This is a genomic window from Flavobacterium wongokense (assembly GCF_021608265.1).
In the GTDB taxonomy this organism is placed as follows: domain Bacteria; phylum Bacteroidota; class Bacteroidia; order Flavobacteriales; family Flavobacteriaceae; genus Flavobacterium; species Flavobacterium wongokense.
Genome location: NZ_JAKIHP010000002.1, coordinates 305455 through 319171 on the forward strand (window position 1 = coordinate 305455; position 13717 = coordinate 319171).

A 13717-nucleotide genomic window follows, 5' to 3' on the forward strand; every position below is an offset into this window, starting at 1 on the left:
AATTATTCTTCTTTGTTGCTAAAGTACAGCCATTCAATTGCTTTGGGAAATTCATCGCTCCAATAGCGTTCGTTATGTTTGCCTTCCATATTAAGGCTTAGGCGTACTTTCATCTTATCGGCGTAACCTTCTTTTTTTAATAATCTTTTTCTAAAATTCTTTACATGGTCAATCATCGTTGCACTTTCATCGCCACCGGCATACAGGTAAATCCTGGTGTCCTGTGGTTCATCAGTATCTAAAAATGAAAGCTTGATTTTGGGTACGACCCAAAGCGAAGGCGAGAATATCATCAGCTTTCCAAATACCTCAGGATACATAATCCCGGAGAAAATGCTAACCAATCCGCCCATCGAACTTCCGCCAATTCCCGTATTATTCCTATCAGCCTTGGTCCTGAAATTACTATCAACAAAAGGTTTTAGCGTTTCGGTAAGAAAGCGGATGTACTTTTTTCCCTGCCCGTTTCCAAGCACGGTATTCCCAACATTGTACTCCCTGATGCGTTCCTTTTCGGCATGCTCCACAGCAATAATAATGATTTTGCCAATGTTGTATTCTGACATTACAGCGAGCTTTTTATCAATCTCCCAATTGCCATATTTGGCTTTTTCATTAAACAGATTCTGCGCATCCTGTAAATATAAAACGGGATAACTTTCGGTAGATTTATCATAGTCGTGCGGAAGCAAAGCCCAAACCCGGCGTGTTTTATTCAATTGGGGGATTTCGAATTCTTCAGAAATCAGTTTGACTTTTGGTAAGAATTTGGATTTAAAAGGCAGCCAGTTTTTCCGCCATTTATCAACGTGCTCCTTGCGAACGCCTTGATGTTGCTTGCATGAACGGTTCTCGGTCCGGTTTCCATATTTATCGATTTCTACCTCACTCCAGTCGCCACGGGTAAATTTGTATAACATTTCTTCAGGATAGACAAAATCGTGTTCAAACTTGAAGTGGTACAAGCACTGCCCTACTTTTTCCATCTCGAATTTTTTATCCTGGGTTACCCAATTATTGAAATTGCCCGAAATATAAACCGGACGATCATCATCTTCGTCGGTTGTTAGAATAATATTGAGTTGGGGTTCAATGATTTTTTTGATTTCTAAGTCTTCTGCCACACTGCTTTGTTCTTTGCTCATTGCATTATTATATTCAAAATTTTAAGCGTAGTAAAAATAACTTTTTGCGTTTTGATAACAAAGGCTTTGCCCAAAATATATGGATATTTAGGCAGAATGGAATTGTTGTTGAAGAATACAGTTTTTAAAGGCTGAATTTTGAGAAAACAGCATAAAAAATCAATCCTCATCTTCATGCTCTTCTGCTTCAGAATGGTCAGCTTTATAATCTTTCCTAATTTCAGTGTGACGGATTTCTCCACCAGAAGTTCCGACATGTTGTGCTAAAAAGACTCCTAGGCAGGCAAAGATGAATGTTAAAAATGATATCAAAGCGGCTTTGCTGTGGTTCTTGATATTGGCATACAATCCCAATAATGAAAGAAGTGCTGTGAAATATAATACGTAAGCCAGTTTGTGTGCAACGTCCGCATGTTCGTGAATCCTTTCCTTAGTAATATCGGGCATTCCCTTTACTACTCCGGCAGCAGAACCACCAGTTTTAAGGCTTAAAAATGCAAAAATTGCAGCAACTATGAAGATGACATAGGAAACGTTTTTAACCGTGTTGTTTTTTAAAAGCATTCCGGCAATCATGATTCCCAAACCAAAAATGGTTCCGATGATTGGGAAATGATTTACAACCAAGTGATAATGAGCGTCGTTCATGGCGTGGTGCTTTAGAGTTTAATCAAAGTTAGTTTATTTTGATTAATCCCAATTACATAATTCCCACAGGCTATTTCGTAAAGCTTAAGATGACTTTGGTTCCTACATTTTCCTGGCTTTCGATGCGGAGATCAATTTGGAGCAGTGTACACAAACGTTTTACAATCGACAAACCTAAACCAGTTCCTTTAATTTCAGGATGCTCATTGGCTTTGGAACGATAGAACTGATCGAAGATTTTCTTCAAATCTTCGGTTGCTATTCCAATTCCGTTATCGGCAATGGTGCAGATGGTTTTATCATTTTCTTCAGTAATGGTAAAACTGATCAAACCGTTTGTTTTCGAATATTTGACGGCATTCGTTAGAATATTATTGACAACTATGGAAAACAGATACGCATCGGTCTGTACATGGAAATCCTTGGCAAACATTGCCTCACATTGAATTTTCTTTACATTGATAATGCTGGAGTTTCTTGAAATAATATCCAAAAACAAGGCATTTAAGGAAACATTTTCAAGTTTGAGTGACTGTCTTTGATTTTCAAATCGGGCCAATAGAAGCAATTCATCCACCAGTAAATTAAGGCGGTTGACTTCGTTAATGCAGAAATCGATTTTCTCTTTATACTCTTCCTGGTTCCGTGGTTTGCGGATCAGGACTTCTAAGGTTCCCTTTATTACTGCCAATGGCGTTCTAAGTTCGTGTGAAGCGTCGGAAGTGAACTGCTTTTCTCGCTCGATGGCGTTTTCAACCCTATCCAAAAGATTGTTGATGGTCATGGAAAGCAAATGCAGTTCATCTTTATTTTGAGGTAATGAAATCCTTGATTTCAGGTTATCTTTGGTAATGATATTTGCTGTATGGATAATCGAACTAATTGGCTTAATGCTTCGTCCTGCAATGAATCGGGCAATAAGGAAGAGTACTAAAAGTATCAATGGATACGCCACAACCAATATGAAAAAGAGATTGTTCAAAACCATTACCGAGTCTTCTACCGACATCGCAATGATCATAAAGCCAATAATTTTAGTGTTTTGATAAAGAGGAACTTGTATTTGTCTAACTGAAGTGTTTTCTAGTTTTCCGTCAAACAATACATTGTTGATTGCTTCGGGATAATAGTTTAGTTTTTTCTGTTTTAAATTAGGTGATTTGTCAACAAGTGCTCCCAATTCATCAACAAACTGAATGAAAGCCGGGCTGATTTCAACCTTATTAAACTGTATTTTCTTCCATTGCTTTTCCCTGATGAGCAACACACAGTTTTCCTTGACTTCGATTTCCCGCAAATGCCTTGCAACTTCAATTTTAATATCGTTGTTAACCTTAATATTGATGCTGAACCGTACAATGGCATAAATCACACAAAACACTACAAAAATCAGTAATGCTGTGGAAATAAGATAATTGGAAGCGATTCTATTTTTAAAAGAGAGTTGTTGCATTTTTTATTTAATCGTTGGCAATATAGCCCACGCCACGAATGGTTTTGATGTAGTCCTCGTCTACTTTTAGGTTGAGTTTTTTTCGAATGGAATTCATGAAAACATCAATGACTCCGGTATCGTATTCAAAATGAATGTTCCAGACATCCTGTATGATTTGGGTTCTGGAGCAAACATTGCCTTTGTTTTTTATAAGATAAGATAATAAATCGAATTCCTTTTGGGTTAGTGATACTTCGCGTTTATCAACGGTTACGGAATGTTTCTGAATGTTGATTTCAATTGGCCCCAAAGTCAAAATTTCCTGTTCGCTTTTGTCTCGAAGCTGTACTTTTATACGTTCCAAAAGTTCATCAAAACTAAAAGGCTTTTTGATATAATCATTGGCTCCAGCCTTCAAACCTTCGATGGTCTCCTGTACAGTATCTTTGGCGGTTAAAAATAGTATTGGAGTTTTTGAATCGGTTTCCCTGATTTTCTGACACACTTCCAATCCGGTCATTTTTGGAAGCATCCAATCCAACAAAACCAAATCAAACTTTTCACTTTGGAAAAGATTATAACCGTCCAAACCATTATTTACCGCAGAGATTTGATAGTTTTCCTCTTCCAGTCCTTGCTTCAGGAATTGAAGGATTCCTTCCTCGTCTTCAACTATTAGTATGTGCTTCATAGGATTTTGGGATTAGTGGATAAAGGTACTTTAAAATTAAAACCTAAAACTACTGAGGATTTTATTTTAATCAAAATTTAATTAACGGATTCTGGCAAATGGGTTGTAAAAAAAAAGACCTTCGATTTACGAAAGTCTTTTTTATTTAAAGTTGATTTTTAATTTATCTTTTAACAACCCTAACCGTTTCAACACTGTCTCCTTGTGATACAACTACGTTGTAAACGCCACTTGGATATTGGCTTCCAATGGTTGTGTCCTGCATCTCTGAAACGCTGATGTTTCTTTGTTCCATTAATCTGCCCAGCATGTCGTAAACCTTCAGGTTAACCGATGATTGACTGTTGGTTTTAATATCAAGCATAAAGTTGTCAGCAAAAGGATTCGGATAAGCAACTGCTTTGAATGGCATCATTGCTTTTACAATTGTGCCTCCTTCATCGTCCCCATCTTCATTAGACGCTGTGAACAGGTCACAAGCCGTATCATAATCCCCAAATACGCCATTCAGTTTAATTGCCACAGAAACATTGTAGATCTTACCTTCCTGTGCAATAGAGAAGTCGCTCAATTTGAAATGCGGATAGGTAATTTCTCTTTCTTCAAAGTTAACCACATCCTCTCCACTGATTTCTTCTAGTTTAACTCTGTAGTGAGGGAAACCTGGATACGGAGAAATATTCAACTGTTGTGTCAATGATGTTGCTGTTGACAAACCACACTGACTTGGAATAAGGCTGGTAACCGGGAAGAATGGTGTTTTGATTTTACATTCAGCTCCATAACCTGACCAAACAGTAGAACTTCCGTTAAGTACGCTGTATTGAACTGAAATCGCATAATTCGTATTGTATGCAAACGTAATTCCCTGGAAAGCTGTCAATGATGAGAAACGACTCGCATTTGGCACTGAATAATAGTACGTTGGATTTGGCCCGTTATCCGTGAACAATCTGATTCGGAATTGGTAAGACGTAGCATAAGATGCAGCAGCAGCCGAAATATTGGCATTCATTGCGGCCACTTGTGAACCACAGGTTGGTGAAGCTAAGTTCGTCAACGGAATTGATGGTGTGTTAACCGTACATTCTGCTCCGTAACCCGACTGAACAGGCAAACTTGTAATTGGATCTGTAAAAGTATACTGAACCGCTATTTTATAGCTGGTTGAATATTGCAATGGGAAACCTGTAAATGTATTTGCTCCAACGAAACGTGTTGCCGATTCTGAATAAGCATACGTTGGTGATGGATTTCCATCATTCAAACGAATACGGAAAGTATAGCCTAAAGCATTCAATCCTGCATTTGCTGTGATTGTTGTTGTCAAAGCTGCCAATGTCGCACCACAACTTGAAGTATTCAAGGTGATCAATTGAACTGATGGCGAATTTACAGTGATTGTATTTCCGGCAAAAGCTACAACTTCATCATTAATTACAGCCGAAGCCTTTATCGTAAACTGTGAATTATACGAATGGATTGAAGCCGGAATCGTTACGTAACGAGACGTTTGGATAATATCCGGAGCTGTTATTCCTGTTGTAAGGTTTTTGATTGAAAAACGATATTTAAGATTTGTTGAACCCGAATAAGTATATTCTACTGCTGGTACAGCGATAGATAAAGATGGCAGCGTCGAATTGTTATAAGAAGCTGTCATATTTACTACTACAGGTGTGCATCCTTCTGAGAAGGAACCATCACAATTGTCATCAATGTTGTTATAGCAAATTTCAACTGCACCAGGATTGATTGCAGGATTACCATCATTACAATCTCCACCACCTAATACACTCAAAGTATATCCTGCACCTGGTGAAGTACATGAAGGTGTAGCTGCTCCTGTATAATAGTGATCTCCATCAGCATCTAAATACCATAATGGTTGTGGTGTGATGGTAATATTGGCCGGAGCACTCGTTGCAGAACAACCATTTGAATCGGTATAAGAATAAGTATAGGTTGTACTGCTTGTTCCAACGTAAGGGTTTGCAACACTAAAGTTACCTCCTATTGGTGAACCAACTAAGGCAATTGATGTACCTGCACAACCACTTACATCAGAAGCCGTAACTACTGGCAATGGATTAACCGTTACAGTTGAAGAACCTGTTGCAAAAGTGGAGCCGCTGCAATTTGCATTCACAACACTACCCAAAGTTAAGGTAACATCTGCAGTAGCATTGGATGCTGTTATAATCTGATTAATTCCGGTCAAAAGTAATTGTTGTGTTCCAACCTGACCTGTGATAGTATAATTCAGGGTAGCTCCATTAGATCCATTAACAGTAAACGTAGCATTAAAGCCTGAACAGATTGTTCCTCCATTACTAACAATAGTCGCTGAAGGTGTTGGATTTATTGTAACAGATGAACCATTTGTAGTAGTGCTGGTTGAAGCACTATTTCCAACCAAATCAAATACAGTAGCTGTAAAGGTTACAAGAGTACCTGAACAAGTACCAACCAACTTTGTAGCAGACCATGAAGTACCACTTCCGCTAACGGTTGCAGCTGAGCCATCAATTGTTACTGACGGTGTAGATAATAATGCTTCAGAAGTAGTAAAACTTAAGGTAATTGTATCACCTGTTCCTGCTACTGAAGGGTTTGCATTGTTGGATGCTATTGAAACTGTTGGGAATGTTGGTGCTGCAGTATCAACTGTCACCGATGAGCTGTTTGTAGTTGCTGTTCGTGATGCGGTATTTCCTGCCGCATCCGAAATACTGATCGAAAATGGAGCAATGCCATTCGTATCGCCACTAAGTGTCGTTCTTGTAGCTGTATACGATGTGCCGCTTCCGCTAACTACAGCAGCGCCTCCACTGATAGTTACTGTTGGCGTAACTGCAGGCGTTTGTGAGGTAGTGAAGGTTAGTGTAATAACGTCACCGGCTTTTGCCCGTGTAGTATTTGCATTGTTGGAAGCTATCGAAGCTGTTGGAATTGTTGGTGCCACAGTATCGACGGTCACTGAAGAACTATTGGTTGTAGTAGTTCGCGATGCAGTATTTCCGGCAGTATCAGCAATGCTGATTGAAAACGGAGCAACACCGTTGGTATCCCCACTAAGCGTCGTTCTTGTAGCTGTATACGATGTGCCACTTCCGCTAACCACAGCAGCGCCTCCACTGATAGTCACTGTTGGTGTTGCAGCAGGCGTTTCTGAAGTGGTAAAGCTTACCGTGATAACATCACCGGCTTTAGCCAATGCAGAATTCGCATTATCAGAAGCTATAGAAGCTGTTGGAATTGTCGGAGATAAAGTATCAACCGTAACCGATGAACTATTGGTTGTAGCGGTTCCAGCTGTAGTATTTCCGGCAGCATCACGGATGCTGATTGAAAATGGAACAACACCATTGGTATCTGCACCTGTCACTGTTCTAGTAGCCGTCCATGAAGTACCACTTCCGCTAACAGAAGCAGTGAAACCATTGATACTTGCTGTTGGTGTAGCTGAAGGTGTTTGTGATGTTGTAAAACTTAATGTAATAACATTCCCGGATCTTGCCAACGAGGTGTTGGCATTATTTGATGCTATGGAAATGGTTGAAAATGTTGGTGCTACAGTATCAACTGTAACAGAAGAACTGTTTGTAGTTGTAGTTCTTGAAGTACTGTTTCCTGCTGCGTCTGCAATAGTTATTGAAAACGGTGCAACACCATTGGCATCTCCACTAAGTACTGTTCTGGTAGCTGTATAGGATGTTCCACTTCCGCTAACACTAGCAGCTCCGCCACTTATGGTTACAGTTGGTGTACTTGCAGGGGTTTGTGATGTTGTAAAGCTTAACGTAATTACATCACCTGCTTTAGCCAGATTTGTCGTAGCATTGTTTGATACAATTGTAGCTGTTGGAATAGTTGGTGCCGCAGTATCAACTGTCACTGAAGAACTATTGGTTGTAGCAGTACGTGATGCTGTATTTCCTGCAGCATCAGCAATGCTGATTGAAAACGGTGCAACACCATTGGTATCTCCAGCAAGCGTTGTTCTTGTAGCTGTATAGGATGTTCCACTTCCGCTTACTGAAGCAGCACCTCCACTGATAGTCACTGTTGGCGTTGTAGCAGGTGTTTCAGAAGTTGTAAAACTAACCGTGATAACATCACCGGCTTTAGCCAATGCAGTGTTGGCATTGTTTGATGCAATTGTTCCTGTTGGAATTGTTGGAGCCGCTGTATCAATTGTTACAGATGAACTATTTGTGGTTGCCGTTCCCGATGTGGTATTTCCGGCTGCGTCACGGATACTGATTGAAAATGGCGCTACTCCATTGGTATCACCAGCAAGTACTGTTCTTGTAGCTGTATAGGATGTTCCACTTCCACTCACAGAAGCTGTTCCGCCACTTATGGTAGCTGTTGGCGTAGCACTTGGAGTTTCAGAAGTAGTAAAACTTACAGTAATTACATTTCCGGCTCTGGCCAATGAAGTATTGGCATTATTTGATGCTATTGAGATTGTTGGAATCGTTGGTGCAACTGTATCCACAGTAACAGATGATGCATTGGTTACAGTCGTACGTGTAGCTGTACAGCCAAAAGCATTCTGGATTGAAAGTGAAAAAGTAGCCAACCCGTTACTATCCCCACTAACAGTTCTGGTAGCAGTATAAGAAGTTCCGCTTCCGCTAACTGTAGCTGTTACCCCATTTATGGTTGCTGTTGGGGTAGTACTTGGAGTTTCTGAAGTTGTAAAACTTACAGTAATCACATCCCCATTTTTTGCTAAAGTTGTAGTCGCATTGTTTGATGCAATTGTTGCTGTACTAATCGCCAATGTACAACCGTCGCCACTAACCGTAATATAACCTGTGGTTCCTGATGTAAAATAGGTATTGGTTTTATAAACTGTTGGTGTAGCAGAAGTGCTCGTACTTCCGTATTTAGCTGCCGAACCTCCTACACCACCAAGCGTAATTGTTCCCGCTGTATGTGTGGTTAAAGAACCCGGACTCATAACTGTACCTGAAGCTATCGAAAGGTTTCCACTGATTGCTGCTTGTTTACCACTAAAGTCTTTTGTTCCTCCACCGGAAAAAATGACATTGTTAAAATTAGCGCTAGCCGCTGTACCACTGAATACTTGATTCAAAAAATTGAAATTGATTGTACCCGCGCCTGGCACAAACGTACCATTGTTTGTCCAGTTTCCTGAAACCAAATGGGTAACGCTTCCACCAGTCAAAGAACCACCAGTGCTAATTACAACATCGTTAACTGTAATCGCGGCATTCAATGTAACCGACCCACTAGTATTGGAAATTGTCAAATCATTCATGGTAGCATTACCAAAGTTTGCCGTTTGATTAGCGGCACCATTAAAAATATAATTAGCGGAAGAATTATAAGACTCTGTCGCAAATGATGTAGAAATACTTGCACTTGTACCTGAAACTCCATTAATATTGGCTGTTTTTAAGGTTGCTCCCGAACCTAATGTAAATGTTCCAACACTACCACCTGACACTGTAAATGTCTGCGTATCCAAAGTACCATTAACGGTCATAGAACTTGATGGCCCTGAACCGTCACCAACCTTCAAAGCTGATGTAAGTTGTACAACAGCACCATTATTAATGGTGATACCGTAATATTCATCTCTTGTTGCGTCCACGAATGGTGCTATGCTTACCAATTGTGTAGTGCCCGGACCATTAAATACAAAGCCTCCGTTTACAACTGATGCAGACGTATAGAATCTACCTGTTGATCCTGTTTTAGTACAGTTTCCTGAAATCCTGAATTGATTACTCTTAGTATTGCCTTCGCTACCAAAATCAATGATACCGGTAGAAGAATTCGCCGTACTTGAAGAAGTAAAGTTAGTCGTTTGAAAAGTCGAAACATTCGCTGCCGGTGCTCCTCCGTTATCCATTTCTATAGATGCAGTTCCCGAAAGTGTAACTCCGGTAGCACCGTTTACTGTTGTAGTAGCTCCTGCTCCACTGCCTGAAGACTGCATGCGGAAAAGACTGCTTCCTGACATAGTGAAATTGCCTGTAACCGTTAAACTATAAGCAGTAGCACCAGTGTTTTGAACATAGGTTCCTCCTGTTTGGTTATAATTTCCAGATACAGTAGTATTTATTCCTTGTGATATGGTACCTGCACTTACTGTCAAATTAGGGAAAGCGGTTGTGCTTGATCCTCCAATTGTTCCGGATGCGCCAAATACAACTGTTCCGGTTCCGCTGACAGTCCCTCCATTATTGGTCCAGTTACCATTTACATTGATACTTGAGTTAATAGTTTTGGCTCCGGATGTTGAGAACAAAAAGTTAGTAAATGTAAATGTTCCGGCTCCACTGATGGTTTGACTCCCTCCATTGAATGCAATATCCACGAGCCCTCCATTATCTGTAAAAGTCCCGGCATTGGATAAGTTTCCTCCGATAGTAAGGTCATTACCCCCATTTCCCGCCGAAGTAATTGTTGCGCCTGCATTTACGGTTACGTTTCCGGTAACTGTAAGGGCGCGGTCGGTGTTACTATTTCCTAAAGTAAGGGAACCACTTGTTCCACCACCAACGGTAAGACTGGCAACAGTTACTGTAGTATTAAATACAACTGTAGCGCCATTACCGATAACTACGTTATCTGAACTGCCCGGTAATGAGTTACCACTCCAGTTGTTAGCATCATTCCAGTTATTGGTGGATGCTCCTCCATCCCAAGTCTTTTGGGCGAATGAATTTTGAATTCCGAAAAAGAAAACGAAAAAGAAAAGCGATTGAATGAAAATTGAATTAAAACCTTTTTCACTCAATCTTGTCGAATGAGTAGTTGTTTTTTTCATAAGTAAGTGTAGGTGTTAGTTTGAATCCTAAAATTATCTTAGGTTTTAGTATCAGGACAAAAAAAATCGTTGAGGGAATGATAAATCGGACTAACTTCAAAATTTTGACAGTTTTTGACTCTCTTTTAATGTAGAAAAGATTACAAAACACTTGTTAACGCCTGATAATAAAGTAATTGAAATTTGTATAATCCCGACAAAGTGTAAGAATGACTCGTTGAATAGCATAAATAAAAGAAGCTTTTTTCTTATTTAAAACTACTTTTTTAGTACAAAATGATTTTAAAGAAACTCTTTTTTTCATAATTTCGTTAATAGCACCATAACTCATTTTTTATGGAACGAAAAATTTACAATCCGATACAAAAAGATTATGTCACTTTTTTAAAGACAACTAACGAAACCAATGGTGAATATACTTTGGTGGAAGTAGAATTGGCTGATGGCGGTGGCGTAGGACTGCATTACCACAAAACCTATTCAGAAGCTTTTCATTGTGTTGAAGGGGAAGTCCAGATTAAATTAGGGAAAATCATCCATAGACTTAAGGAAGATGAATCTGCAGTTGCCGAAAAAAACATTAACCAGTTCTTTCGCAACAGAAGCGGAAAGCCCTGTAGGTTTCAGGTTGAGTTAAGGCCGGGAAGCCGTGGTTTTGAGCAGTCGTTGCAAATTGGTTACGGATTGGCTCAGGATGGTTTGTGCAGGCCGAATGGCTTTCCTAAAGACCGACTTGCGTTGGCTTGGTTATTTGATATCAGTGAAAGTAATCTGCCTGGCTGGATGAGTATTTTCGAATTCATTTTACGCAGGCAATCCAAAAAAGCCATAGCGAAAGGCATTGATAAGACCCTTATCGATAAGTATGTGAAGTTTTAGGTTTACAACAAACCATTATATTTCCTGATAAACCATTCTGCCGCAAGTGAAATGGCTATCAAAACCAACAGCCAAACCCAATCAATCAATGGTGATTTCTTTACGAGTGTTTTTTGAACGGCTTTATAGCTGTCATCTGCCATAAGTTGTTTTATAAGCATATCTGCCTGATTTGCCAGATACGCTTTTCCTTTGGTCTGGTTTGCCAATTGGCTGAGTTTATTCCAATCCGGATTTACAAACTGCTTTTCAATGTCAAAATCCAATACCTCAAAACTACTGCTATAGGCCGAATTCGAATTCAATTCCTTTACGGTAAAGGTATAATTGCCTGCAGCCAATCCGTCAAGGTTTACTTTGAAAGCATTGGAAGTGCGAAGCAAATCATAATGTTTGACCTGCTTGGTTTTGTTATTGGTAACCGAAATCGTCAGTCTGGCTTTCTCATCAAGCTCGTAGTTTTTATTGAAATATTGCGCTGTTATTTCAATGCCTTCTCCCGAATTATAAAAACGTTCATGATTTACAACCAAAGATTTCCTCGCATTGTTTGATGCGAGGTATTGAATCGTTTTATCCAGGAAGATATCAAAGTCGGCAAATGTTTTTTTGTCCAAATAGCTGTCTGCTCTCCATTTCCAGATATTTTCTCCAAAAAGTAACGCACTTCTCCTACCCTTATTTTCGGCGAAAGCCAACAAAGGCTGATTGGTTGGAATGTTTCGGATTGTGGAAGATAATAATACATTCGAATTTCCGCTGGCTGTAATGGCTCCAAACGGGTTTTCCAAAGGCGGAAACTGTTCAAAACCGATATTGTCTAAAGCAAAAAGATTGAACTGGCTGTCAAACGAAGCCAGGTAATCCTCTTTTTGGCCTGTCATCTTAAACGAATAATTATCCTGATTCTGATTTAAAAAGCCATAATCGGTATCATTACCAGTGATAATCCAGGTATTGATTTTAGCATTTTCGTTTTGATCAAAAATGGCTTTAAATTCATTATTGGGCTGATACAATACCAACACATTATAATTTGTTAATGAATTGACCTGATTAGGTTTAAGTATCGTTACTTTTCTTTGTGCATTAGATTCAATGCTGCGTTTTATGGCACCTAGATCGGGATGCGATATTGAAGAGATCAAAGCTACTTCAGTCTTTTGGTCAATGACTTCTACCGCAAAGTTCTTAGTGTTATTATATGTGTTTTTTTCCTGTTCTTTTGAGGATAGCGTTGCTTTTAGTATCTGCAGTCCAACCTTATCTGCAGGCAATAATACATTAAGCGTAGCCGATTTTTTGGAAGGTGAAAAAGCAACGGTTTGCTGGTTCAGGACGCTATTTCCTTGGGTAATCTTGAACGTAGCATTGATGCTTTTGGTTCCGGAATAATTCAGGAAAATCTCTACAGGGAACTTGTTTTTGTGGAATGCATATTTATTGACGTTCAATTGCGAAACCCTTAAATCTAAATACGTCAGCGTGTCGCCAACAACCAAAGGATAGACTTTATTATCGGGATTGAATCCAAAAACATAATCTTCACCCGAAGTCTGGTTTCCATCAGAAATCAAAACCGTTGGGAAATGCTGATTTTTATAGATGTTCTTCAGGCTTTTGGCAGCCACATCAATATTGGATTGCGTTCCTTTAAAATCAATCGTGTCCGAAGGCAGGAAATCGGTATCAAACTGATAAGTCTGAACATCGAATTTGTCTTTTAGCTCATTATTTTCAGAGAGCTTTTCAAAGGCTTCCATTGCCGATTTATCTGCTTTTAAATCTTTTATAGAAGCAGAATTATCAATAATGATTGGTAAAGGTGTTTTAACTGTTTCGATTGATTTTCTGGTAATGATTGGATTTATCAGCAACAACAGCAATCCGAATATCGAAAAGAAACGCAAAAAAGCCAAAAGCAGCGTTGTATTGGTCCTGCTTTTGACTTTATATAAATATTGGTAAAATGATAAACCAGCAGCAACAGCTATTGATAAGATTAATAACAGGATTGTCGTGGAATTCATTTAGAAAAGTTATTTTGAATTATGAATTTTAAATTTTGAATGATTCAAATATAGCTTAATTCAAAATTTATAATAATT

Annotated in this window: 7 protein-coding genes; 1 reads left to right on the top strand and 6 read right to left on the bottom strand. The window is 39.2% G+C overall.

The window, feature by feature from the left end:
- Positions 1 to 2: 2 nt before the first annotated feature.
- The 5 genes from L1S31_RS07445 to L1S31_RS07465 all read right to left on the bottom strand — a co-directional run bounded on the left by L1S31_RS07445 (position 3) and on the right by L1S31_RS07465 (position 10730).
- Positions 3 to 1145, bottom strand: a complete 1143-nt coding sequence (locus tag L1S31_RS07445; RefSeq protein ID WP_236464088.1) for an alpha/beta hydrolase — start codon at positions 1143 to 1145, stop codon at positions 3 to 5.
- Between the two features lie 159 nt (positions 1146 to 1304).
- Complete coding sequence (locus tag L1S31_RS07450; RefSeq protein WP_236464090.1) at positions 1305 to 1793, bottom strand: hypothetical protein; 489 nt, start codon at positions 1791 to 1793, stop codon at positions 1305 to 1307.
- Positions 1794 to 1863: 70 nt separating this feature from the next.
- A complete protein-coding gene (locus L1S31_RS07455) occupies positions 1864 to 3246 on the bottom strand; it encodes a sensor histidine kinase (RefSeq protein WP_236464091.1) in 1383 nt (460 codons plus the stop codon).
- Positions 3247 to 3253: 7 nt separating this feature from the next.
- On the bottom strand, positions 3254 to 3919 hold the full coding sequence (locus tag L1S31_RS07460; protein WP_236464093.1) for a response regulator transcription factor: 666 nt from the start codon (positions 3917 to 3919) through the stop codon (positions 3254 to 3256).
- Positions 3920 to 4082: 163 nt separating this feature from the next.
- Positions 4083 to 10730 carry a T9SS type A sorting domain-containing protein gene (locus L1S31_RS07465; RefSeq protein ID WP_236464095.1) on the bottom strand — a complete coding sequence of 2216 codons (6648 nt, stop codon included), beginning with the start codon at positions 10728 to 10730 and terminating at the stop codon, positions 4083 to 4085.
- Positions 10731 to 11066: 336 nt separating this feature from the next.
- On the opposite strand from L1S31_RS07465, the gene L1S31_RS07470 reads away from it, so the two are divergent.
- Positions 11067 to 11609 (top strand): cupin domain-containing protein, encoded by a 543-nt coding sequence (locus L1S31_RS07470; RefSeq protein WP_236464097.1) that lies wholly within the window; start codon positions 11067 to 11069, stop codon positions 11607 to 11609.
- 2 nt (positions 11610 to 11611) lie between these two features.
- Here L1S31_RS07470 and L1S31_RS07475 read toward each other — a convergent pair whose 3' ends face one another.
- Complete coding sequence (locus L1S31_RS07475) at positions 11612 to 13639, bottom strand: hypothetical protein (RefSeq protein WP_236464098.1); 2028 nt, start codon at positions 13637 to 13639, stop codon at positions 11612 to 11614.
- Between the last annotated feature and the right edge of the window lie 78 nt (positions 13640 to 13717).

Coding starts and splice junctions, on each gene's coding strand:
- L1S31_RS07445 (WP_236464088.1), bottom strand. CDS start 1,145: ATGAGCAAAGAACAAAGCAGTGTGGCAGAAGACTTAGAAATCAAAAAA.
- L1S31_RS07450 (WP_236464090.1), bottom strand. CDS start 1,793: ATGAACGACGCTCATTATCACTTGGTTGTAAATCATTTCCCAATCATC.
- L1S31_RS07455 (WP_236464091.1), bottom strand. CDS start 3,246: ATGCAACAACTCTCTTTTAAAAATAGAATCGCTTCCAATTATCTTATT.
- L1S31_RS07460 (WP_236464093.1), bottom strand. CDS start 3,919: ATGAAGCACATACTAATAGTTGAAGACGAGGAAGGAATCCTTCAATTC.
- L1S31_RS07465 (WP_236464095.1), bottom strand. CDS start 10,730: ATGAAAAAAACAACTACTCATTCGACAAGATTGAGTGAAAAAGGTTTT.
- L1S31_RS07470 (WP_236464097.1), top strand. CDS start 11,067: ATGGAACGAAAAATTTACAATCCGATACAAAAAGATTATGTCACTTTT.
- L1S31_RS07475 (WP_236464098.1), bottom strand. CDS start 13,639: ATGAATTCCACGACAATCCTGTTATTAATCTTATCAATAGCTGTTGCT.